16 protein-coding genes and 1 pseudogene are annotated in these 23,932 nt (G+C 71.4%); 8 read left to right on the top strand and 9 right to left on the bottom strand.

Annotated features, from left to right (window positions below):
* Positions 1 to 334 precede the first annotated feature (334 nt).
* The 4 genes from WME83_RS10145 to WME83_RS10130 all read right to left on the bottom strand — a co-directional run bounded on the left by WME83_RS10145 (position 335) and on the right by WME83_RS10130 (position 3,087).
* The gene (locus WME83_RS10145; protein ID WP_437319071.1) at positions 335 to 1,177 is read right to left on the bottom strand and encodes a hypothetical protein; all 843 of its coding nucleotides are present in this window, start codon (positions 1,175 to 1,177) and stop codon (positions 335 to 337) included.
* A 778-nt stretch (positions 1,178 to 1,955) separates the two neighbouring features.
* Positions 1,956 to 2,432 carry a tyrosine-type recombinase/integrase gene (locus tag WME83_RS10140; protein ID WP_437319070.1) on the bottom strand — a complete coding sequence of 159 codons (477 nt, stop codon included), beginning with the start codon at positions 2,430 to 2,432 and terminating at the stop codon, positions 1,956 to 1,958.
* Between the two features lie 23 nt (positions 2,433 to 2,455).
* The gene (locus tag WME83_RS10135) at positions 2,456 to 2,821 is read right to left on the bottom strand and encodes a hypothetical protein (protein ID WP_437319069.1); all 366 of its coding nucleotides are present in this window, start codon (positions 2,819 to 2,821) and stop codon (positions 2,456 to 2,458) included.
* Between the two features lie 107 nt (positions 2,822 to 2,928).
* On the bottom strand, positions 2,929 to 3,087 hold the full coding sequence (locus WME83_RS10130; RefSeq protein WP_437319068.1) for a hypothetical protein: 159 nt from the start codon (positions 3,085 to 3,087) through the stop codon (positions 2,929 to 2,931).
* Between WME83_RS10130 and WME83_RS10125 the strand changes: the two are divergent.
* Positions 3,019 to 3,354 (top strand): annotated as a pseudogene (locus WME83_RS10125) (hypothetical protein); the annotation flags it as partial. The gene WME83_RS10130 and the pseudogene WME83_RS10125 overlap by 69 nt on opposite strands.
* Positions 3,355 to 3,434: 80 nt before the next feature.
* On the opposite strand, the gene WME83_RS10120 reads toward WME83_RS10125, so the two are convergent.
* The gene (locus WME83_RS10120) at positions 3,435 to 4,871 is read right to left on the bottom strand and encodes a serine/threonine-protein kinase (RefSeq protein WP_437319067.1); all 1,437 of its coding nucleotides are present in this window, start codon (positions 4,869 to 4,871) and stop codon (positions 3,435 to 3,437) included.
* A gap of 751 nt (positions 4,872 to 5,622) precedes the next feature.
* Here WME83_RS10120 and WME83_RS10115 point away from each other — a divergent pair.
* Positions 5,623 to 6,972, top strand: a complete 1,350-nt coding sequence (locus tag WME83_RS10115; protein WP_437319066.1) for a CotH kinase family protein — start codon at positions 5,623 to 5,625, stop codon at positions 6,970 to 6,972.
* 191 nt (positions 6,973 to 7,163) lie between these two features.
* Entirely contained in the window at positions 7,164 to 8,132 is a 969-nt protein-coding gene (locus tag WME83_RS10110) for a hypothetical protein (protein WP_437319065.1), read from the top strand.
* Between the two features lie 280 nt (positions 8,133 to 8,412).
* On the opposite strand, the gene smpB is transcribed toward WME83_RS10110, so the two are convergent.
* From smpB to WME83_RS10095, 3 genes are all read right to left on the bottom strand, one after another.
* The gene (smpB, locus tag WME83_RS10105) at positions 8,413 to 8,901 is read right to left on the bottom strand and encodes an SsrA-binding protein SmpB (protein WP_437319064.1); all 489 of its coding nucleotides are present in this window, start codon (positions 8,899 to 8,901) and stop codon (positions 8,413 to 8,415) included.
* Positions 8,902 to 9,293: 392 nt separating this feature from the next.
* A complete protein-coding gene (locus WME83_RS10100; protein ID WP_437319063.1) occupies positions 9,294 to 9,659 on the bottom strand; it encodes a hypothetical protein in 366 nt (121 codons plus the stop codon).
* 389 nt (positions 9,660 to 10,048) lie between these two features.
* A complete protein-coding gene (locus tag WME83_RS10095; RefSeq protein ID WP_437319062.1) occupies positions 10,049 to 11,002 on the bottom strand; it encodes a hypothetical protein in 954 nt (317 codons plus the stop codon).
* Positions 11,003 to 11,450: 448 nt separating this feature from the next.
* Here WME83_RS10095 and WME83_RS10090 point away from each other — a divergent pair, with 448 nt between their 5' ends.
* The 4 genes from WME83_RS10090 (at position 11,451) to WME83_RS10075 (ending at position 21,468) form a co-directional block, all read left to right on the top strand.
* Positions 11,451 to 12,863: a spondin domain-containing protein gene (locus tag WME83_RS10090; protein ID WP_437319061.1), complete on the top strand. Its 1,413-nt coding sequence runs from the start codon at positions 11,451 to 11,453 to the stop codon at positions 12,861 to 12,863.
* Positions 12,864 to 13,085: 222 nt separating this feature from the next.
* Positions 13,086 to 14,429 (top strand): serpin family protein, encoded by a 1,344-nt coding sequence (locus tag WME83_RS10085; protein WP_437319060.1) that lies wholly within the window; start codon positions 13,086 to 13,088, stop codon positions 14,427 to 14,429.
* Positions 14,430 to 14,681: 252 nt separating this feature from the next.
* Entirely contained in the window at positions 14,682 to 17,453 is a 2,772-nt protein-coding gene (locus WME83_RS10080; protein WP_437319059.1) for a hypothetical protein, read from the top strand.
* Between the two features lie 109 nt (positions 17,454 to 17,562).
* The gene (locus WME83_RS10075) at positions 17,563 to 21,468 is read left to right on the top strand and encodes a protein kinase domain-containing protein (protein ID WP_437319058.1); all 3,906 of its coding nucleotides are present in this window, start codon (positions 17,563 to 17,565) and stop codon (positions 21,466 to 21,468) included.
* Positions 21,469 to 21,628: 160 nt separating this feature from the next.
* Here the strand turns inward: WME83_RS10075 and WME83_RS10070 are convergent, their stop codons facing one another.
* A complete protein-coding gene (locus WME83_RS10070) occupies positions 21,629 to 23,050 on the bottom strand; it encodes an IS701 family transposase (RefSeq protein WP_437313514.1) in 1,422 nt (473 codons plus the stop codon).
* Positions 23,051 to 23,149: 99 nt separating this feature from the next.
* Here WME83_RS10070 and WME83_RS10065 point away from each other — a divergent pair, with 99 nt between their 5' ends.
* The gene (locus WME83_RS10065) at positions 23,150 to 23,812 is read left to right on the top strand and encodes a glutathione S-transferase family protein (RefSeq protein ID WP_437319057.1); all 663 of its coding nucleotides are present in this window, start codon (positions 23,150 to 23,152) and stop codon (positions 23,810 to 23,812) included.
* The last annotated feature ends 120 nt before the right edge of the window (positions 23,813 to 23,932 follow it).

Genomic DNA, 23,932 nt, shown 5'->3' with positions numbered 1-23,932 from the left:
CCTGGAATTGAGCCTCTCGACCGGACGGGTCCTCGACCGTCGGGCGCGAGGACGAGGATATTCGATCGAGATGCGACCCTTCAAGACGACCATCGCGAGAACGGTCGCAAGAAGCCCCAGCGGACCAGCTTTGAACAGAACCTCGAGAAGAACCGGCATCGGCACTACTGCCTCCTGAAGTCGTGGTTGGAGAAACAGTAGCAACGATCCAGGCGAACGCGACGATCAGCTGGGCGTCATCCTTGCCAGATCGTGGCGCCAATCCGAGCGCGACGTCCTCCGGCGACGCAAAAAAGAGCAAAAACGACAAGATGATCGTTCGTTCGTCATCGGGCTACCTGGCCTTACTCGGTGCAGGTTGAGCGCACGTCGGCGTCACGGTCGCCACATTATGTCGCCGAGCGACGCCGGCCGACGGAGTAGGGCGTCGTGCTTTCTTGGCCGCGGAAACATCCTCCGTGTCTTCGCCCGGAGGTGGACCATACATCACAGGGAGGGGATCGCGCCGGTCGCCCGGGATGACGCCGCCGCTGGCGAGGACCATCACGGCGGCGGTGCCGATGCTATCAATCTGCTCCCCGTCCTCGCGGGCCGCCTGCTCTGCGAGCCGATCAAATGCGGCGCGGATGCCCCGTTCCACCGTTCGTGCGGATACGTTTCGAATCTGCCCCAGCAGAAGAGCCGACGCCTTGGAGGGCCCCTTCGTGGCGTACATCTCCACGACAGCATTACTGTGAACCAACTCGAACAGGCGACTCATATCACAGCCGATGTAGCGCAGATAGAGTTTCGTCGGATAGGAATCCGCAAGACGGCCGAAAGCCGCGAAGTTGCGATACTTAGTAACGATCCCCCGAGGCCCCTGCCGGTGCACTCTAGTCAAGAGAAATCGCACACCCTCGTCTGCCATCATCAACGCTACGTCGCGATTCTGTCGATAGAGTGTACGAATTGGCGAGAGCCCACGCGATTCCTTCGCGTAGGTGAGAAGAAGAGCGTTAATCTCATCCAACTGCTTCCGGGCGGCATGATAAGCAACCAAGTTGGTCTCTGTCTCTGTCTCCAAGTAGTTCGCGGCGCTGTCGCGGGTCGCAAGGAGCCATCGCCACATATCACAGACCTCTTCGATGTTGCTTTCGTTCTCTGCCGAGTACTCATCCGGGGGCAATTTTCTCATTTTTACCTCTCACGCCTGCACAACGTCTGCCGTTCTACCGCGGGCGCGTAGCGACCGTCGGCAGCAGCGACTCGTTCGGCGGCCCGCGCATGTTTCATCAACTTCGTAGCTCCACCGAGAAAAATCGTTCCGCCGCCGCCATAACGTTCTCCGAGCCCATCGCGCGACATGCTCCAGCGATGGCAGCAGCCGTCTACCATCCATGCTTGGGTGCGCGGCGGCCCATGCGGTGTATGCCCTGCCCAGGCGGCCTCTTTCCGCGGCAATCTCCACACTGACACTGCCTGCCCAACTGCGCCCGGCATGGTTTCGGTGGCAGCTTCCGCGTGATGCTCGCACGGGCGCGCGGCTCATGCCTCAGCGGCATCGCGAGCATGAGCCGTCCTCTTAACTACCAGTCGCTCGGTCAACCGAAGCCGCCGGACCAGGTCTGTCGAGATCGTCGCCTTTTCTAACCTCCCCCCACGGAAAATCTCACGGATCGGCTCTGGGCCGCAAGGCCCAACCGCTATCCAGCGCCATATAGGGTAGATCCGTCTAACACCAGCAGCAGCCGCCGCTTTCTGGGACGCCGCGACGCCTAGAGGGGCGCGGCGGATGCGCGCAGCCGGAGGCGTCGTGCCGCATCGCGCCTAGGTGACACGGCGCGGCCGCCTCATCGGGAGGTTGCTGGACCCATACCCGTCCGTTCACAACTTCGGGCCGAACGGACCGTCGAGGAGGCTGCGGACGGCCAGGCCGCCTCGGTTCAGCACGTGGGTGTCGATCCTCGTCGTGCTCACGTCGCGGAGGCCTGGCCGAGGCGCTCCTGGATCGTGCGGATGTCGTAGCCGGCGTCCAGCAGGTGTGGCGCGGAGGAGTGTCGCAGGCTGTGAGAGCTCGCTCGCCTAGATGCCCCCGCGGGGAGGGCAGCCTCTCGCATCGCGCGCCGGAGCATCGTCTCGTGCAGAGGATCCCGCCAGAGCTGCCCCGTCTCCCTGTCGCGATAGGGGCGCATCGCGGGGAAGACCCGTTGCCAGGGCCATTGCCGGCCGGCGTTCGGATACCTGCGGTCCATGGCGTCGAGGAGAGCCACCCAGCCGGCGCCGGCCGCGACATCGGAGGCGTGCTGGGCGCACATGGCGGTGAGGTGATCGCGGAGCGGGGGGACCTGGCGGAGCGGCAGCATCGTGATTCGATCCTTCCTGCCCTTGCCGTCGCGAACGAGGATCTCGCGGCGCTCGAGGCCAAGGTCTCCAGGCGGAGCTCGGCGCATTCAAGCAGACGGAGGCCGGCGCCCTAGAGGCGGGCGGCCATGCGTCGCGGGACGCCGGCCATGCGATCCAGGACGTCGCTCACCTCGGTCGGGATGAGCACCTCGGAGAGGCGCTCGGGGCGCTTCGCTCGGGTGAAATCGGTGAGCGCGCTCGATCGCGGGCAACTCCCGGCCGCGATCGACGGATTCCGTCGGGCGCTCACGCTCGATCCGGACGAGCCGCGCGCTACGCGCTGCTCGTCGTGGCTCTCTTGCGGCTGCAGCGGCTCGGGGTGGCGCTCATCGAGGCGCAGACGGCGCGCCGGCTCTCCCCCGAGGCGCCGCTCACGCACCTGGTCCTCGGCCGCGTCCTGCTCGCGCACCAGAGGCCGAGCGAGGCGCGGGAACATGTCGCCACGGCCCGTGGCCTCGCTCCATCAGACTCCGCGCCCCTCCGCCGCCTCGCCGCCGTCGAGCGGTACCCTGATCGTGACGATCGCGCCGTCGAGCTCCTGACTCAGGCGCTCGAGCTGGTCCCCCGGAAAACGTCGCGACGCTCGTCACCCTCGGCGATGCGCACCTCGCGCGCGGCCGCGTCGACGATGCCGAGCGCTGGGCGCGCGCCGCGCTGGAGGTCGAGCCTGAGCACGCCGACGCGCTCGTCCTCATGGGGCACGTGCTCCTCCGGCGCGTGGACGTGAGCGGCGCGCGCGAGCACGCGGTCTGCGCGATTGGCATCGACGTGAGCGCTCCGGACGCGCTGAGGCTCCTCGCCGCCCATCAAGGCGCACGAGAGCTTGCTCCTCGGCCTCTGGTTCCGGGTGAGCTCGGTGCTCGCGGAACTCGGTCCGAGCGAGTTGCTCGTCCTCCTCGTCGCGGTACGCGGCGAGCTTCTGCGCTTCGAGCTCGGTTTCGAAGGCGGCTGTTCCTCGAGATGACCTGAGCTCCAGGGCGCCTTTTCGGGTGCTCGCGCCGCGGAGCCCAGGCAACAGGCGCCGCGGCGCCCAGGCAACAACCAACCGCTCAGTGGCGCGTCCTGAGCAGATCGCGTTCGGTCGGCGCGCTCCTCGCGCCCGGCGCGCGGTCGCCGCGGGGAGCGCGCGCGCTCCGCGGCGCCGGGCGGGGGTCGACCGGGCGCGCGGCCTGCGCGGCGAGGGGGCGCGGCGCGGCCGCGGCCGCGGAGGCCTCCTCGGGCGCCGAGGCGGCGCCCCCCGCCGTCGCGGCGTCCCCCGATCGCGCGGCCCTGCGCGGGCTCGCCTGGGCGGCGATGCGCGCCTGCGCCGCGCGGACGACGGCCCCGGCGCGCGCGTCGACGCTCGCCGCCCGCAGAGCGCCGGGGACCTGGACCTGCGCCCACAGCGCACCGGTCGACAGCACGACGCCGAGCGCCACGACGAGGCCGGCCGTCAGGCCCAGCTTGCCCCGGCGCGCGGGCTCGGCGCGCGCCGGCGCCGCCGACGGGCCGACCGCGGCCTCGTAGGCGGCGACCATGGCCTCGATCGAGGGGAACCGCTCCGTCGGATCCAGCGCGAAGGCGCGCGCGAACCAGCCCGAGAGCGCCGGCGGCGCCCCCGGACACAGCGACGACCGCGGCGGCTGCGCGCTGGCCAGGATCGAGGCGAGCACGTCGCTCATGGTCTGGCCCGGGAAGGGCAGCTGGCCCGTGAGCCCCTCGTACGAGACGACCGCGAGCGCCCACATGTCCGAGTGCGCGGTCGTGTCCCCGTCGCATGCGTGCTCCGGGCTCAGGTACGCCGGCGTGCCCAGCACCACGCCGTCGGCGGTGCGACGGGGAAAATCGGCGGGCAGGTCCTTCCGGATCCACTTGGCGATGCCGAAGTCCGCGACCTTGGCGCGCACCTCGCCGTCGCGCTCCTCCTCGAGCAGCACGTTCGTCGGCTTGACGTCGCGGTGCACGATGCCGAGGCCGTGCGCGACGGAGAGGGCCTCGCCGATCTGGCCGAGGAGCGGGGCGAGCTCCGCCGGGGACATCGGCCCCCGCTCCTGCATGAGCTGCCTCAGGGACCGGCCTCGAACGTAGCCCATGACGAGGTACGGACCCACGTCCGGATCGCTCCCGACGTCGCGCACGGCGACGACGTGGTCCGTCTTCTGCGCCAGCTGCGCCGCGACCTGGGCCTCGAACCGGAAGCGCTCCAGCGCGGTGCCCGCCTGGCTCTCGCGCTGGACCGTGAGGAGCTTGAGCGCGACGTCGATCCGCAGGGCCCTGTCGTGCGCGAGCCACACCTCGCCCATGGCGCCGCGTCCGATCAGCCGCAGGAGCTTGTATCGCCCGGCGACGACCTGATTGCGCCGCGGGTCCTGCGCGACGTCGCCCCGTCCGGCTGCGGAAGAGGCGGGGCCGGCGTCGCCGGAGCGGCCGGAGCGTGCCGCAGCGGCGCGCGCGCTGATCGGTGGATTGGCGTCAGATTGTCCAACGGAAGCCGATGCTTGCCACACGAGCGGTACCCTCCGTTCCGTCGCCGTGTCCAGGCTCGTTGACGCGCGGATGCGACAACGCTCCTGGCCACCGAGACCGGGGCATGTCTGCTACGGTACCACCGCGAGGGCGAAACCGGAATCAGGAACGGTGCAAGCGCCGCGCTCGGGAGTCTCCGGATTCACCATCATGTGCGCAAGGGTGGTGCATCGGCGCCTGTTGGCGGCGACCTCGCCCAGGTCGGAACGTAATCTTGATGGCGTCGGCTGAGGTGTTCGCCGGGCCGTGGTGGACGACCGCGATGGTGTTTCCGTCGGAATCACACGCGAGCGCGGCGGCCAGGGCGGTACGGGCGCTCGCCGGAGGACGATCTTCTTCATCGCGCTTTGATCCCTTCGGGATTCCGCGACGGCGACAGACTTCAATAGGTTCCGACTGACGCTTGGCCGAGTCGTCTTGGCCAGAGCACACGGGTTGCCACAGCGGCCTCCTCGACGGGACGCTGCGAGGTTGCCGGGCCGCGCCGCGGCGCGGCGGCTTCGATGCGGGTGGGCACAGCTCTCCGTCAAACAAAGGACCGGCAGGGGTCCGAGACGGCTCACGGATCGTCTCCGTTCGCTCCTGTGAGCCGTCCCGGGGCGGAGGCGGTCCCTTGGGGTCGACCGGGACGCGCCGTCCCCTCCCCTGCCATGCACCAGCAGCATCAGCGGTGTGACATTGGTCGACACCCGCTACAGCAACATCGGGAAGCGTCTTCGAAGGAGGTATGGAATGGAGCGATTCTTTGGCTTCATCATGATGGCGGCGTCGAGCGTCGCCATGGTCGGTTGCGGCAGCAGCGGCAGTGATGCCGACAGCGGCGGCAGCGGTGCTGGCACGAGCATCGATGGCGGCGGCGACAGCGGTGCCGGCAGCGGCGGCAACGGCGCCGGTACGGGCGACGGTGCCGGCACGGGCAACGGCGGCGGCACGGGCGTCGGTGGCGGCACGGGCGTCGGTGGCGGCACGGGCATCGGTGGCGGCGGCACATCCTCGCTGGACACGGACACCGGCTGCTCCGGCGTGTTCAACCCCGATCAGGTGCTGGAGTACGCCATCACGATGGCGCCCGACGATTACGCCGCCATCCTCGCCGACACCACGTTCTCGCTCTCCCTCCCCGGGGAATTCAGCTGCAACGGCGGTGCGCCCATGCAAGTCGCCATCGAGCGCAAGCGCTCGGGAGGCGCCACGAAGGTGGGCCTCAAGGTCGAGCTGGATGCTACGGTCGCCGGGCAATCCTTCTACGGCTTGAAGAAGCTGGGGTTCGACAACGGCACGAGCTCCGGCTCCGATCAGGACGATGCCACGCCGCGCGACGTGATCGCGGAGTATCTTGGCTGGCGCTTCATGCGCGCAGCGGGCGTCATGGCCAGCCGCAGCGCGCTGGCCAAGATCAGCGTCAACGGCGGCCCGGCGATGGTGTACGTACATGTCGAACAGGTCGACAAACGTTTCCTTCAGGATCGGCTGGGAGAAAACGGCGGCTGGCTCTACAAGAAGTCCGGCGGCGACGGCGACGGCTTGAAGACGCACGAGAACGACGGCGTCGAGAATCCGCACGAGGCCTGGTACTGCTTCCTGCAGAAGGGCGGCTGTGCCAGCCCTGACGACGCCACGCTGGCCGAGCAGCTACCCACGCGCGCCGACATCCCGCAGATGCATCGCCTGGGCGCCGTCAACGCCATCATCGGCAACACGGACGGCCTGCTCTACAAGGACAACAACTACTACCATTACGATTCCATCGACGGGAAGCGCACCTACATCCCCTGGGATCTCGACACCACCATGTCGGCTTCGGTGGACATCATCAACGACAGCGTGCCCGGCGGCACCACCGCCTTCACCGACGCGTTCTTCAGCCACTGGGAGGCGGACTACCTCGCCATCGTCCAGCAAATCCTCGACGAAAAGCTCACCGCGTCCTTCGTGCAGGCCGAGCTCAACCGCGTCCTCAGCGTCGCCGCTGCGGCCATCGACGCCGACCCCGCCCTCGCCGACGGCGCCGCCGACGCGGTTTCCACCCTGAGCGCCTGGTGGCAAAGGCGCCTCCCGGAGCTACAGCAACAACTCGAGTGAGCGCGGGGTCACGCGGCTCTCCCCCCGCCCCAACGCTGCGCAGCTCAACGCGCGCCCGCCGACCTGGCAGGCCTCGCGAGCCGCCGGCGCCAGCGCACCGCGCGATTTGTCGTGAGTATTCGAGAATCGATGTTTATTGAACCGTGCTACGAGTGGGAACGGCACGGTGCCCGAAGGAGAAGGAGTACAGCATGGAGCTCAGGGCATGGTGCGCGGCGCTCTGCGCAGGAACGATGGGTCTCGCCGGGTGCGGCGGGGACTCGGGGAGCGGCCAGGACATCGGCTCGCCTGGCGCCTCGGGCGGCGGATTCACCGGCGGGGGAGCCTCGGGGCAGGGCGGCGACGCCTTCGGGCGGGGAGGCGGCATCCTCGGCGCCGGCGTCGGCGGAGCGAACGGCGGGATAGGGAGCCACGGCGAGGGCAGCACGGGTTGCGAGCACATCGATGTCGTGTTCGCCGTCGACAACTCCAGGAGCATGCACGAAGAGAAGGAATCGCTGAGGGAAATCGTGTTCCCGGCCTTCGCGCGGGCGCTGCTCGACATCGAGGGCCTCACGGACTTCCGCGCGGCCGTGCTGGACGCCTGCCCCCTTCCCGCGAATTTCCATGCACGCGGCGCCTCCACGGAAGACTGCTCGTTCCAGAGCGGAGAGCCGTGGATGGATAGCTCGAGCACAAACATCACGGGCGAGTTCGGGTGCGCCGCAGATATCTACTCGGGCGACGCCCAGTGCAGCGGCGAGGACGACGACGAGCAGCCGGTGTCCGCGATCGCCGCCTCGCTGGAGGCGCCGTTCTCGACCGGCGACAACGCGGGCTTCCTCCGCCAGGACGCATTGCTGGTGGTGGTGGCGATCACCGACGAGGACGAGCAGCCCGTGCCGTCCCAGCCGCCGCAAGCGCTGCACGATCGGATCGTCGCCGCGAAGGGTGACGCCAAGAACGTCGTGTTCCTCGGCATCGGCGGGCGGAGCGCCTGCGAGGGGGCCTACGGGAGCGCGGAGCAGGCCGACACCCTGCAGGCGATCGCGGACACGTTCACCGCCGACGAGCGCGGCTTCTTCTGGGATCTGTGCGAAGGACGCCTCGAGGACGGTCTCACGAACGCCCTCACGGCGATCCGGGATGCATGCATGGAGTTCGTGCCGGTCCCGAACTGAAGCGATGCCCAGCGGGGAGACGCGCCCTCGATCAAGGTCGAAATCACGGCCAGGCAAGGTCGAAATCACGGCCAGGCTCGTCGGCGGGTCGAGCGGCCTGGAGCGCCCCGTCTCCCCGGGCGTCGCGGGGCCTGCCGCCGGCGGCGTTGCGCGCCGCGGGAGAAGCCCGGTGGTTAGGCCGTCCTCCTCTGTCTCCGTCCCATCCCTACCCCCTGATGTTCGTCGGGGGTGTCGACGGAAACGGGGGTGAACCGGACGCCGGGCGGAGCTCGTCGGAGCGTCACGCGCGCCCGTACCGTCGCTGCCCGTGCACCACCACGGCGCGCGCCTCGCGCTCGGCGTCTTGCGTCTTGATGGCCTCGCGCTTGTCGTAGATCTTCTTCCCCCTCGCCAGCGCGATCTCGACCTTGGCGAAGCCGCTCTTGAAGTAGAGCCGGGTAGCGACGGCGGTCATCCCCTCACGGGCGATCGAATGGTCGATGCGCTCGATCTCGCGCCGGTGGAGCAGGAGCTTGCGCGCGCCCTTCGGCAGGTGCCCGAAGGCGGCGCCGGCCATCGCGGCGATGCTCACGCCGTGCAAGAACGCCTCGCCCCGCAGGACCGTGCAGAACGAGTCGGTCAAGTCGGCCTTGCCGTCGCGGAGCATCTTCACCTCGCTCCCCTTGAGGACGATCCCCGCCTCGAACCGGTCACCGAGATCGTAATCGAAGCCTGCGCGCTTGTTGCGCGCGATGAGGACCTCGCCCGGCCTGGCCTTCTCCTTCGGCACGGAGGGATCGTAGCACGACGCTGCCGTGCCCCCCGACCGCGAGGCCGCGCGAGCCCCCCGCCGCGCTTCTCGGCGAGCTGCAACGGCTTCGATGTGCGCTGTGCGGTGCGCGCCGACGCCGGCCACGACGAGCGACGCGCGCGCCTCGTCCGCGATGGCGCGGCCCGCCCTTCGCGCTCGAGCGCATCGGGTTGAGGAAGGACGGACGAATCGCCCATCGGTTGAAGGCGCCGCGCCGAGGCAGGGCCGACCGGGCGACGATGCCGGTGCGCTTGCTGCCCCGCTTGGCGATCCTCGTTGCCCCCGCGGCCGCGTCACGGACCGCCCCACCGCCGCCGCGCGAAGCGCGGTCGGCACCAGCGGCTCGTTGCGCGGCATCTTGGGCTCTGGGGCTATGGGTGGTGAACGCTCGCGATGACCTCCGCGTACCGCTCGGCCCTCGCGCAGACCCGAAGAGCGATCTGGTAGTGATCATACTCCCACACGGCGAGAGGCGATCCCTCAATCAGCAACGCTCGTCGATAGTCGCAGGCACGGCTCGCTTCTCCGACGTAGTCGGGCTCGGAGTACGTGCTCATCATCTGTTGAAACGCGGCGAGAAATACGGCGTCGGCCTCGGAGTCGGGGAGGAGCCAAGGATCAGCGGGTGCAGGCTCGTGGTCATGCCCCCACGCCACCGCGGCTTCCGCTGTGGTGGTGCCGCGGGCGGCCGAAACGAGAAAGTCGTCGAGCTCGTCGAGCGTCACCACCTTGCGCACAGCGGACCTCCAGGCTTTCTCAGCCAAGGTGCACGGCAGGACGTCATGGACACCGTGCAGGCACGTTGCAGTTGCAGACGAGCAGGGCCTCGCAATATGGCCCCTGGCGCAGTCTGTCGGCCCTCCGACTGCCCGTTCCAGCGCAATGCTCGCAGGACGGATCGAACGTCTGATGCTCGCGAAAGCCACGGAGCCACGCCGCGTAGAGCTCGTCGTCAAGGGGAAACCCGGCAAGCGGCGCACCGCGCTTCGCAGCGTCGCGTCCGGCGTCATAGGCCTGTTCAGTCGTCACGGTGCAGCCCTTGAGTCCGTTCGCCCAACATCCTGGCGATCATCAGCGGGCGAAGCCAGTCTGGTTCATCGCCGTGCTGGACCGCCCCCGTCGACCGTCAGGAGAGCACGTCGGCGGCGGTCTTCGCCCCAAGGACGTTATCGATCCAGCGGTCGAGGCTCGCGACGTCCGTGCATGCCTGGATGCGCGCGCTCTCGTCCTCGGTGAGCACGATCCCTGCACGCGCGAGCAGACGCAACAGCGTATCCCTCTTGCCCTTGAGCTCGCCCTCACGCATGCCCTTGAGCTCGCCCTCACGGATGCCCTCACGCATGCCCTCGATCTTGCCCTCACGCATGCCCTCGAGCTTGCCGCGCTCGATGAGCTTCTGCACGAACGGGGGAAACGTCGCCTCGCCTTCGATCTGCCGTTCCATGACCAACGCCTCCAGAGCCTGCCGCATCGGCTCACGCAACGCGTTCCAGATGAGCTGAAAGTAGACCATCGCGTGCTGCTGGTCGAGCCGGCCAAGGGCAGCGAGCGCCGCCTCGACCACGGCGAGCCCGTTCGGCCCGTTGCCGTGCGCCACCGCCGAGAGCACGGCGAGTTCCGTCTCCGCCTCCGCGTCGGCCGGATCGGTGATCTCGGGGACGACGGCCGGGCCGAGCACCAGCGGTGCGACGTGGCCGAGGCCCAGGCCGAGGTCGATGCTCTCCGCCGCCCAGGCAGCCACGCCGGCGTCCGGCGCGACCACGAGCACGACCGTGCGGCAGCGCCTCTTGGCGCGCACGACCGTGACATACGTCGGCCACGAGAACTTCTTGTTGGGATCCGTCTCGCGCTGGACCTCGATGACGATCGCCAGCACGAGCGTGCCGCTCGCGTCTCGAAGCTCGAGCACCAGGTCGGCGCGGAACTCCACGGGGATGAGCTGATCGAGCGACGACTCGACCACCGCGGCGGAGGCGTGCGGCGGCACCTCGACGTGGAAGAGCGTCGCGAGCAAGCGGGGCGCGAGCGCCGGCTGGTCGCGGAACATCTCGACGAGGGCGTTGTGCTCGAGCGTCGGCATGACGGCCGGCCTCGAGCACGCCCCATGCCGGCGCGAAACGACGGGAAAACCCGAGGAGAGGGCCAGCTCAGGGGTGGCGGCGCCATGGCGGACCTGGCGGCGACCACGCCCCACGCCACGGTGCCCTCGCGACGGCCACGACGTGGCCTTGGCCCCCAGGGGCAGCGAGGCGAGCGCGCCGGCGGCCGCCGGCCGCGCCGAAAACCGGCTCCCGAGCACGATCGAGCAGGCGCGCGCGAAGATCGCGAAACCGACCCGCCCCCCATCACGTAGCACCATCGAACGACGCGCCACGGGCCATCGAAGGCCGAGGCGGGCGCCCTACGGGCGCCCGCGGCCGCTCCGGTCTCGTCGGCGTGCTGCTGGAGGAGCGCCCGCTGCCACGCGCCTTACCGCGGCGGGGCGATCCAGGTCGCGTCACCTCAATCACCGCTTCTGGAGGATGTTCATGAAGATTCGGAATCGCGCGCTGTCGGCCCTGCCCCTCGTCCTCACCCTCGCCGCTGCGTGCAGCGACGGCGAAGGCGGCGATACCACCGGCGCCGGTGGCATGGGCGGGGAAGGCGCCGGCGGATCCGCTGGCGGAGATGCGGTCACGAGCTTCGAGGTGACCCTCGAGAACGTGACGCCCGCGCGGGATTACCGGGTGGCCGGCGTGTTCGACACGCCCGTGGGCGAGAGCATGCCCGGGCCGCTCTTCCCCGAGAAGAGCTTCGAGTTCCGCGTCGGCGCCCTGCCGGGCGACAGGCTGTCGTTCACGACGATGTTCGGTCAATCGAACGATCTGTTCTATGCGCCCGACGGCGCCGGGATCGCGCTCTACGACGACGCGGGCAAACCGGTGAGCGGGGACGTGACCGACCAGGTCCTCCTGTGGGACGCGGGCACCGAGGCCAACGAGGAGCCGGGCGCCGGGCCGAACCAGGCGCCCCGGCAGAGCGGCCCGAACACGGGCGCTCCGGACCCGGACAACACGGTACGGCTGGTCCAGGATGGCTATTCCTACCCGCCGGTCGAGGAGGTCATCCAGGTGACGGTGACGCCGGAGCCGGGCAATGAGTTCACGATCCGGATCACCAACAGGTCGGAGGTGGGGACGCTGATGCCCGAGGGCGGGGAGCCGGCCGCCGTGCCGCTGTCGCCGGGGCTCTTCGTGGTGCACACGACGGAGAACCCGCTGTTCACGGTCGGACAGGCGTACCCCGACAACGGGCTGGAGGCGCAGGCCGAGGACGGGAACCCGAGGATGCTGCACGAGGGGGCCATGCCCCGCGCGGGGCTGACCTCGCCGGCGGCGCCGGGCGTCGCGGTGGTGCACGGGTCCGGAGCGCCCCTGTTCAGGTCGGGCGAGGCGGACCGGGGCAAGGGTCTCGAGATGCTGGCCGAGGACGGGAATCCGGCCGCGCTCGCGGCGTCGCTGGAGGCCGAGGTCGGGGGCGAGAGCGGGATCTCGTCGGTGCTGGTCTACGACACGCCCGTGGGCGCCTCGATGCCAGGGCCGCTGCTGCCCGGCGCGAAGCTCAGCTTCACGGTGACCGCGCGGCCCGGCGAGCGGCTTAGCTTCGCGTCGATGCTGGGGCAATCGAACGATCTGTTCTTCGCGCCGAGCGAGCAGGGGATCGCGCTGTTCGACGCGAGCGGCGAGCCGGTGAGCGGCGATGTCTCCGACCAGGTCACGATCTGGGACGCGGGCACGGAGGCCAACCAGTGGCCCGGCGTGGGCCCCGACCAGGCGCCGCGCCAGGCCGGGCCGCAGAGGGGCGCCGACGATCCCAAAGGCCAGGTGCGCCCCGTCGACGACGGGTATCTGTATCCCGCGTCGAGCCAGATGCTGAAGGTGACCATCACCCCGGCGCGGTAGCGGGAGCGCGAGCCTCGGCCCCGCCGACGCGACGCTCGACGCGGCAGCGCTCGGCGACCCGGGCGAAGCACCCTGTGCCAGAACGGGCCAGCGCTTCTCCGGATGTCAGGGAGCGGAAGAGCCCGGAGCGCAGCGGCCCGGTCGCCCCGCGCGCATCGCCCCGGAAACCCACGAGCCCGCGATCGCGGGCCGGCGCGGCACGGCCGATGCTGGGCGGGGCGCATGATGCGAACCCTCCGAACCTGCGCTCCGCTCTTCGCCCTGTCTCTGGCCGCGATCCTCGGATGCGAGGCGTCCACCGAGCCCAACCCGGAACCGACCCCCGAACCCGGGGGCGAGGGGTGCCGCGACGGCGACAAGCCCGGGTGCGTGGTCGCCTCGGACAAACAGCGCATCTCGACCCCGGACGTGCCTCCGGAGGACAAGACCGCGCTCGTCTCGGGCAACTCCGCGTTCGCGCTCGACCTCTACCAGGAGCTCCGCCAGGAGCCCGGCAACGTCTTCTACTCGCCCTACAGCATCTCGACGGCGCTCGCGATGACGTGGGCCGGCGCGAAGGGCGAGACCGAGACGGCCATGGCCGGCACGCTGCGCTTCGACCTCGGGCAGGACAAGCTCCACCCGGCGTTCAACTGGATCGACCAGGAGCTCGAGAGCCGCGGTCAGGGCGCCCAGGGCGCCGACGGAGAGGGCTTCCGCCTCAACGTCGTGAACGCGCTCTGGGGGCAGATCGGCTACGGGTTCGAGGCGCCCTTCCTGGACACGCTCGCGCTGAACTACGGCGCCGGGATGCGCGTCGTGGACTTCCTGGGCCACAAGCAGGAAGCGGTCGATCTCATCAACGGTTGGGTCAGCGACCGGACCGAGGGCAAGATCGAGAAGCTGGTGCCCGTCGACGCGATCACCCCCGAGACGGTGCTGGTCCTCACGAACGCCATCTACTTCAACGCGGCGTGGCGCACCCCCTTCGAGCCCACCGCGACGGCGGACGGGCCGTTCGAGAAGGCCGATGGAACCGAGGTGACGGTGCCCCTGATGCACGCCAACCTGGAGATGCCGTACGCCGAGGGCGACGGCTACCAGGCCGTCGCGATGCCGTACGACGGGGACGAGCTGTCGATGGTGATCGTCCTGCCGGCCAAGGGCACGCTCGACGCGTTCGAGGCGTCGCTCGACGCGGCGAAGGTCGACGGCATCGTCGGCGCGATGAGCGAGCACCTGGTCGAGACCACGATGCCCAAGTTCAAGTTCGAGTACGAGCTGAGCCTCAAGGAGACGCTGGAGGCGATGGGGATGGAGATCGCGTTCACGCCCGGGGCCGCGGACTTCACCGGCATCAACGCCAAGGGACAGCCCTACATCCAGGACGTCCTCCACAAGGCGTTCGTCGGCGTGAACGAGGCCGGCACCGAGGCGGCGGCCGCGACCGCGGTCATCGTCGGCGACGAGTCGGCGCCCGTGCCGGCGTCGCTCGCGCTCGTGAATCCCTTCCTGTTCCTCATCCGCGACAACGCGACGGGCAGCATCCTGTTCGTCGGCCGCGTCGCCGACCCCAGCGCGAGCTGAGCCGAAGGGCCCCGCTCCCTCCGGCTGCGTCCAGGCGTCAGGCGCCGGGCGCCTGCGAGGGCGAACCGCCGCCATCACTGCTCCACCAGCGCGCGCCGCTCGACCGGCCCGCGCCCCCGCCGGCGCGGGGCCCGCGGCTCAATCCTCGGGGCGCGGCCCCCGGGGCGCGGCCGCACCGCCTCCCTGAGCATCGGGTCCGTCACATCCTCCGTGGGCCGGGTCTGCCTCATCGACACCCGAAAGGAGACCCGTATGAGACGCGCAGCGCCGATCCTCCTGTCCATCACCACCCTGGGCACCGCCATGGGCCTCGCCGCGTGCGACGCGGCCGACGTCGAGCCGCCCGCCCCGCTCGCCGAGGCCCCCGCGCCGCTCCAGGCCGTGGCGCCGTTCTCGGTCGTCATCGCCTCCGATCCGCAATTCTGGTGGAGCGAGGACGACCTCGTGGGCGAGGACGCCGCGGAGGCCCAGCTCTCGTCGGCGGACATCAAGGCCCTGGGCAACAAGACCAACCGGGATCAGGTCAAGGCGATCAACGCCCTCGTCAAGGGCGCGACGCCCCCCGGCTACAGCGCGCCCAGCGCGGTGGTCGTCAACGGCGATCTGACCTCGTTCGCCCGCCCCGACCAGTGGGCCGCGTACGAGGATCAGTATGAAGGCGACCTCCTGGTCGACGTCTTCCCGGGGCTGGGGAACCACGACTACGGGAGCAACGTGCACGACGACTGCGGCGCCTCGGCGCAGGACATCGCCGTGGCCTGCGGCAATTGCGCGGCGAGCGCCGGCTGCGATCTGTGCGAGCTCGTGGGCGCCTGCGATTGCGATAAGGGGTGCGCCGCGTGCGACCGGATGATCGACGAGGGATCGAACTACTGCGGGAACGAGTCGCGGCGGTGGATGGAGCGCTGGATCAAGAAACACCGCGGCCAGCTCGAGGCGTACGATCCGGGCAGCGTGGCCTACTCGTTCGTGAAGAACGGGATCCGCTTCATCCAGCTCCACAATCACCCCACCTACGAGGAGCCCGACTTCCACATCTCGAAATCGATCGACTTCCTCCGGAACCAGCTCGCCGACGCGGTGGGCGAGGGGCAGCGCGCCGTCATCAACATGCACGATTTCGGCGAAGACATGCCGACCACGGACGAGGAGTTCATCGGCGCCATCACCGGCTTCGAATACAACATCCTCGGCATCTTCTCGGGGCACATCCACTATCGGGCCGGCTACAGGAAGAACATCGCCGTGAACGACGTCCAGATCCCGTGTTTTTACACCGGCTCCGCGACGTTCAGCTACTTCCTGCTCGTCCAGTTCGACGGCGACAGCATGGATGTGAGCGCCGTTCACAGCGAGGGCGGCGTCCCCGTGCAGGTCACGGCGCACACGACCTCGGACTGCGACCATTACGGCGTGGGCAACTGCGCCGACGTCAGCGCGAAGTCGGAGCACCCCTACCCCATCAACCCTTGCCCGGGGGGCACCCAGCCCGACGGCACGCCGGGCAACAGCTGCGTGGTGGTGCCGGCGCAGCGGATCACCGACGGCCACACCGAGGACAACGCCGAAAAGGACGATCACTTCGGCCGGGCGTTGGCCACGGCGGACTTCAACGGAGACGGCTACGCCGACCTGGCCGTGGGCGCGCCCTACGAGGACATCAACGGCGCGGACGACGCCGGCGCCGTGAACGTGATTTACGGATCGATCCTCGGGCTGACGAGCGGCGGAGACCAGCTGTGGCACCAGGACTCGCCGGGCGTGGTGGGCAGCGCCGAGAACGACGATCGCTTCGGCTATGCCCTGGTGGCCGGCGACTTCAACAACGACGGCTTCGACGATCTCGCGATCGGCGCGCCCGGCGAGGACATCGGCGGCGACGACGACGCCGGCTCGGTCTACATCCTCTACGGCTCTCCGTCCGGGCTCACGAGCGCCGGCAATCAAGGCTGGGACCAGGACAGCCCGAACGTGGCCGGCGGCGTCGAGGGCGGCGATCACTTCGGCTGGTCCCTGGCCGCCGGCGACTTCAACGGCGACGGCTACGCCGACCTGGCGATCGGCGCGCCCGACGAGGACGTGGACGGTCACGACGACGGCGGCGCGGTGCACGTCTTCCGCGGTACGGCGGCGGGCCTGTCGGCCGTCGGTGATCCGATGTTCCACGAGAACAGCCCGAACGTGCCCGGCAGCGTCGAGGAAGGGGATCGCTTCGGCTGGTCGCTGGCCGCCGGCAACTTCAACGGCGACGGCTTCGACGACCTGGCGATCGGCGAGCCCTACGAGGATCTCGCCGGGCACGGCGGCGCCGGCGCGGTGCACGTCTTCCGCGGTACGGCGGCGGGCCTGTCGGCCGTCGGCGATCCGATGTTCCACCAGGACAGCCCGAACGTCGCCGAGACCGCGCAGGACGGCGATCACTTCGGCTACGCGCTCGCCTCGGGCGATTTCGACGGCGACGGCAAGGCCGACCTCGCGGTCGGCGTGCCGCACGAGGATTTCGCCGGGCACGGCGGCGGCGGCGTGGTGCACGTCTTCCGCGGCACCGCGTCGGGCCTCGCCGCCGCAGGGGATCCGCTGCTGAGCCAGGACAGCCCGAACGTGGGCAGCAGCGTCGCGGACGGCGATCACTTCGGCTGGGCCCTCGCGTCGGGGGACTTCGACGGCGACGGCAGGGCCGACCTGGCGGTCGGCGCGCCGCACGAGGACATCGACGGTCACGACGACGCCGGGGTGACGCACCTCTTCCGCGGCACCGCCGCGGGCCTGTCGACCCTCGGCGACCCGGCGTACACGCAGGACAGCCCGGGCGTGGAGGGCAGCATGGAGGACGACGACCGCTTCGGCTACGCGCTGGCCTCCGGCGACTTCGACGGCGACGGCAAGGCCGACCTGGCCATCGGCGCCCCCGGCGAGGACATCGCTCGCGGCGGCGACGACAACGACGGCCACGTCAACGTCCTCTATGGCTCGAGCGCCGGCGTGGTGGCCGACCGCGATCAGGTCTGGCACCAGGCCTGGTGAGGGGTCCGGCGTGAGGCGGCGAGACCGCCTCCTCACGCCCGCGCTCGCGCCGGTGGCGTCTGCATCGTGAAGCGCGCCCGCGGTATGCTCCTTCCCCAGGAGCCCCTGCTTGTCCGCTGAAGACCACCGATCCGAGCCGTCCCCCGGCGTCACGGTCGATCCCCAGCCATCCTCCGGCGTGACTGTCGACGCCGCGCCGTCCGCCGGCGCCACCGCCGACGCCGACAGCCTCTCCGGCGACGGCTCCACCGCTTCCTCGCCGTCCCTCGCGTTCCTCCGCCAGATCGCCCGCGTGCCCGAGGTCGTCCCCGCCGCCCCCATCGACGCCGACGAGAGCGGCGCCTTCCTCGCCGCCGGCGAAGATCCGCCGCGCTTCGCGCTCCGCCGGCGCCTCGGGAGCGGCGGGTTCGGCACCGTGTACGAGGCGTTCGACCGGAAGCGCGGCGCGCTCGTCGCGCTCAAGGTGCTGCGGCGCCCGGACGGGAGGGCCATCGCCCTGTTCAAGCAGGAGTTTCGCGCGCTGGCCGGGATCGTCCACCCGCGCCTCGTCCGGCTCTACGAGCTGCACCGGGACGACGCGCGCTGGTTCTTCACCATGGAGCTCGTCTCGGGCGCGGACGTGCTCACGCACGTGCGCGGCGCGGGAGGGCCCGACGAGGCGCGCCTGCGCGCGGCCTTCCGGGAGATCGCCGAGGGGCTCGCCTTCCTGCACGACGCGGGCAAGCTCCACCGCGACATCAAGCCGTCGAACGTGATGGTCGACGCGGCCGGCGCCGTGAAGGTCCTCGACTTCGGGCTCGTCGCCGATCTCAACGCCCCCACGGCGCCCGTGCGGGCGGGGACGCCGAGGTACATGGCGCCGGAGCAGGCCGCGGGGCTCGCGGTCGGGCCGGCCGCCGACATGTACGCCGTCGGCGTGATGCTCCACCAGGCGCTCACCGGCCGCCTGCCCGCGCCAGGCGACACCGCGCCCGCGCCGGGGCCGCTGCCCGCGCAAGGCGGCGCCGCGCCCGCGCCCGCGCCGGGGCCGCTGCCCGCGCCAGGCGACGCGGCGTCGGGACCGGCGGCGCCGGCCGCGCCCGAGGATCTCGACCGCCTCTGCCGCGAGCTCCTGGCGCACCATCCCGCCCTCCGACCCACGGCCCGCGAGGTCGCGGCGCGGCTCCTCGGCCAGGCCGCCGGCGCGCCGATCGCGCGGCGCCCGGCGCCGGCGGCCCCGTTCGTGGGCCGTGCGGCCGAGCTCGGGCGGCTCCACGCGGCCCTCGACGAGTCGCGCGCGGGGCGCACGGTGGTCGCGCTGCTCCGCGGATCGTCGGGCATCGGAAAGAGCGCGCTCTTGCAGCGGTTCCTGGAGTCGGCGGGCGGCGGGCCCGGCGCGGTCCCGCTCGCGGGGCGCTGCTTTCAGCAGGAGTCGGTGCCGTACAAGGCGCTCGACGGCGTCGTCGACGAGCTAGGCCGCCTCCTCGCCCGCGCGGCGCCGGAGGACCTCGCCGCGTGGCTGCCCGACGACGTCGTCGAGCTCGGGCGCGCCTTCCCGGTGCTGCGGGAGGTGCCGGCGATCGCGGCGGCCGCGCCGCAGGAGGGCGCGGCGCCGGACGACGCGGAGCGCAGGCGCCGGGCGTTCGCCGCGCTGCGCGAGCTGTGCGCGCGCCTCGGCCGGGCGCGCGCGCTGGTGCTCGCGGTCGACGATCTCCAGTGGGGCGACCTCGACAGCGTCGCGCTGCTCGTCGAGCTGATGCGCCCTCCCGCGGCGCCGCCGCTGCTCTTCGTCGCCTCGTACCGCGCGGAGGAGGCCGAGACGAGCCCCGTCCTCCGCGCGTTGCTCGCGGCGCTGCGCGAAGGTCTCGCGGCGGACGTGCGCGTGCACGAGATCGACGTCGGCGAGCTGCCCCCCGCCGACGCCGCGGCGCTCGCGGGCGCGCTGCTCGCGGGCGCGGGCGCGCCCGGCGGCGCGGCGGCGCGGATCGCGGCGGAGGCCCACCACAGCCCGCTCTTCATCACCGAGCTCTCGCGGTTCGCGGCCGAGAGCGGCGATCTCGGCGGCGCCGCGCACGACCTGTCCGCGCTGCTCGCGGCGCGCGTCGAGCGGCTCCCCGCGCCGGCGCGGCGGCTGATCGAGGTGGTCGCGGTGGCGGGGCAGCCGATCGCGCGGCGGACCGCGGCGCGCGCGGCGGAGGCGGAGGGCGAGGCGCTGGACGAGCCCGAGGCGCTCTCGCGGCTCGTCGCCGCGCAGGTCGTGCGCGTGCGGGAGGCGCACGAGCGCGAGGAGCTCCTGCCGTACCACGATCGCGTCGGCGAGGCGGTGCTCGCCGCGCTGCCGCGTGCGCGCCGCCGCGAGCACCACCTGCGCCTCGCGCGGGCGCTGGCGGGCCAGGGCGGCGCCGAGCCGTCGCTGCTCGTGCACCACCTCCGCGGGGCCGGGCTCGACGCGGAGGCCGCGGCCTGCGCCGTCGAGGCGGCCGCGCAGGCGCAGGCGGCCCTCGCCTTCGATCGGGCGGCGCGCTTCGCGCGCGAGGCGCTCGAGCTCGGCGCGCGCGACGCCGCGGTCGCCCGCGGCGCCCGCCTCGCGCTCGCCGCCGCGCTGGCGAGCGGCGGCCGGTCGCGCGAGGCGGCGGAGGCGTACCTCGATCTCGCGTCGCGCGAGCCGCAGCGCGAGGCGCTCTCCCACCGGCTGCAGGCGATGCAGCTGCTCTTCGCGGGCGGGTACGTGGACGAAGGGCTGTCGGTGCTCGACGGCGTCCTGGCCGAGCTCGGGCTCTCCAGGCCGGCGTCGACGCTCGAGGCGCTCGCGCAGGCGGCCGCCCTGCGCGCGCGGCTGTGGGCCCGCGGCCTCGCGTTCCGCGAGCGCGCCGAGCGCGAGATCCCGGGCCGCGACCTGCTCGCCATGGACGCCTGCCACGCGGCCGCGAACCTGGCCGTGACGGCGCCCGTGCAGAGCGCGCCGTTCGCGGCGAGGCACCTGCTCCTCGCGCTCGACGCCGGCGAGCCGCACCGCCTCGCGCGGGCGCTCACCCTCGAGACGATCCACGCCGCGCTCCGCGGCCAGCGCGACGGCGGCCGGCGCGCCGCCGCCTTGCTGGCGCTCCTCGAGCGGGTGGCCGCGCGCTCGCCGCGCCCGGAGGCGCGCCATTTCCACCTGCTGGCCGAGGGCGTGGCCGCGTTCGCCCGCGGAGAGCTCGAGCGCGCCGAGGTGCTCCTCGGGCGGAGCAGCGCGGCGCTCGGGGCGCACGGCGGCGAGAGCGGGAGCGGCGGGAGCTTCGCGCACGCGCTCCTGGCGACGGTGCTCTGGCTCCAGGGCAAGATCCCCGGCCTCGCCGCGATCACGGCCGATCTCCTCGCCGAGGCGCGCGAGCGCGGCGACCGCTACCGCGAGACGATGATCCGCCTCAACGGCGCGTACCAGCTCGACCTCGCCGCCGATCGGCCGGCCTCGGCGCGCGCCACGGTGGACGCCGCCATGGAGCGCTGGTCGCGCGCCGGCTACCACGTCCAGCACTTCCGCGAGGTCCTCGCCCGCGGGCGGATCGCGCTCTACGAGGGCGACGCGGCCGCGGCGCTGCGCTTCGTCCTGGCGGCGACGCCGCCGCTCCTCGGCTCCGGCATGGTCGCGATCCCGCTGGTGCGGGGCGAGCTCCACTACCTGCGCGCCCTCGCGTCCCTCGCGGTCGCCGCGCGCGGCGGCGCGCGGGCGGTCGCCTTACGGGCCCTCGCCCTCGCCGACGCGCGCGCGCTCGACCGGCGCGACGTCTTCTGGGGCCCGCCCGTCGCCGCGATGATCCGGGCCAGCGTCGCCGCGCAGCGCGGCCGCGCGGCCGAGGCCGCCGAGCGCATGCGAGGCGCCGAGGCCGCGCTCGACCGGCTGGGCGCCGCCCTCCTGGCGGCCGCCGCGCGCCGCGCGCGGGGGATCTGGCTCGGCGGCGACGAGGGGCGCGCGCTCGTCGCCGCGGCGGACGCGTGGATGGAGGCCCGCGGCGTGCGGCGCCCCACGCGCTTCGCCGCCACGCTGGCGGGCTAGTACTACAGCCGCGGTTAGGGAGCCCGGGCGCGGGCGCGCGGCCGGTTGCGGCGGCGCCGGTAGCAACAGGCGCGAGCCTGGGCGCGCTTTCGGCGCCGCCACCTCGACCATGCCCAGCGGAACTCGGGCGAATGGGCGGGCAGCGGAAGCACCAGCTCCATCAGGCGGCGGACTTCGGGAATGCTCCAGGGCGCCAGCGTCGACGGACCGTCGCTTTCTGCGGGCGCCGTGGGCTTTTTTTCCCCGACGTGTCAAGCGCCGTCTTCTGCATGCGCTCGACGTTCTTCCCCAGCCTCGGGCGCGCCGTTTTGGGCACGAGCTCGGGGTTCATGGCCGGGGCATACGGGAAGGCGCCCTCCGCGGGAAGCTTCGCGCGCACGGAAGCCAACCACGCCAGGGCCATCATCCCGAGCGTGATGTACCGATGCCAGCTTGGCCACGAGCGGACCTCGTAGTGGTCGAGGCCGACGTCATCCTTCGCTTCCTCGAAGCACTGCTCGATCGTGTAGCGCGTGGAAGCCACGTGCGCGAGCGTTGCCAACGGCGTGGCGGCTCCGGCGTTGGACAGGTAGTAGGCCACTTCCGACGGCTTCGAGACAGAGCGGCGGGCCAGGAGCCAGAGCTCGTCGGCGGGCAAGCGCCGACGGCTGTCGACGACGCGCGCGCGGGCCCAGTCGTACTCGATGGGCCCCTTCTCGCCTTGATGGACGGCAAGGCGATGCCATTGCTTCGGCGACCACTGCGCCGCCACCTTGGCCACGGTGGAGGCGTGCGGCGCGCCCGGTGCAAGACGAGTGCGCGTGCGGCGCGGGCCACGAGGGTGTTCGCGCTCGGTAGGGGGCTCCGCGACCGCGGGTCGCCGGGGCCATACCGGCGTGCTCGAGATGACGGCGAGAACATACCGATGGCCCTGCGCGGCGATGCCGTCGCGAAGCACGGGATCGTCTCCGTAGACTTCATCGCCGGTGACCCACGCCATCGGTACACCACGCTGCCAGGCGCCATGGAGCATCTGCATCGCCAGCTGCGGCTTGGTCCGGAACGCGACATCCTCCGGAACGTGAGCGTCCTGCCTCCGCTCCGGATCGCTGCACCACGATTCTGGCAAGTAAAGACGACGATCAAGGATCACATGCCCACGTGGGCTGGTGTAGCTGAGGAACACACCGATCTGGCAGTTCTCGATCTTGCCTGCCGTCCCGCTGTATTGCCGCGCCACGCCGACGGACTTGGTGCCTTTCTTGAGGAAGCCCGTTTCGTCCAGTACACCGATGCCCTGCGGGTCGCCGAACTGCTCGATCGTGAAGTCCATCAGCAGATCGCGTGCCGCATCCGCGCTCCAGTCCGCACTGTACAGCAGCCGCTGCACGCGATCGGGCGTCGGATCTCCGATGGCCTCGGCCAGCTGCCAACCGTTCCGCCTTGCCGCCGGCCCCATCAGCGAGCGCACGTACTTGATCGCCTGCTCGCGCGGCTCGCTGCGCGCGAACAGCGTCGCGAATCGCGCGTGAAATGCCTCGAAATCTGCTGCCAGCGCGTCCCACGCGGCCGCTGCTGGCAGCTCGCTTGCCCGCGGATCCATGGGCCGATCCTGGATCCAACCCGAGCGATGTCGAGGTGCGGCTGTAGTACTAGAGCGCCGAAGAGGTAGAACGTCAGCCCACTTCAACAGGTTGGCTCCATGAAACTCTACTTCAGCCGGAACTTGAATCCACGGGTCGCCGTCGCCGTGGCGCGCCACCTCCAGGCACCCGTGGAATACGTCCACGCGGCGCCTCTCGACCCGTCACAGCAGGAGAAGTTTCGCGCGCTGAACCCGAACCTGCGCGTGCCGATCCTGGTCGAGGGGGACCAGTCGCTCTGGGAGACGGACGCGATCGCGTGCCGCCTCTCGCAGCTCACGGGCTCGGACTTCTGGCGCACGGGCGCCGCACAACCGGAGATGATCCGCTGGTTGAGCTGGGGCACGCACAACTTCATCGCCGCGTGCGACAAGGTCCACTTCGAGCGCGTGACGAAGCAGCGCTACGGGCTCGGTCCCATCCGCGACGACCTCGTGGCGGAGGGGCTCTCGGGGTTCGCCGAAGCGGCGACGCTGCTCGATCAGGTCCTGAGCGGCAGGGACTGGCTCGTCGGGAGCGCGGTTTCGTATGCGGACTTTCGGATGGCGTCGGTGCTCCCGTTCGCGGATCTCGCCGGGCTGCCGCTCTCGGACTACCCGCACGTCGCGGCCTGGCACGCGCGCCTGTGGCGGCTCGACGCCTGGCGCGATCCGTTCGCGGGGCTCGACGCCCCGGAGCTCCCCGAGGTTCCGCGCTTCGACGCCGCCGGATCGAAGCGTTAGCCGCCCGCGGTGGTCGCGCGCCGAAGCGCCCGGGGCCTCCGGGAAAGCAGCGGGCCGCCGCGCTCACGACGGCTGTCAGCGTCGCCCGGCGCGTGGCTCAGCATGGCACACGGCGCTCCT

It is taken from the genome of Sorangium sp. So ce385 (genome assembly GCF_051474135.1).
GTDB classification, from domain to species: domain Bacteria; phylum Myxococcota_A; class Polyangia; order Polyangiales; family Polyangiaceae; genus Sorangium; species Sorangium cellulosum_D.
The sequence above is the reverse complement of the archived record's forward strand: the minus strand, read 5'-3'. Positions and strand labels throughout refer to the sequence as shown.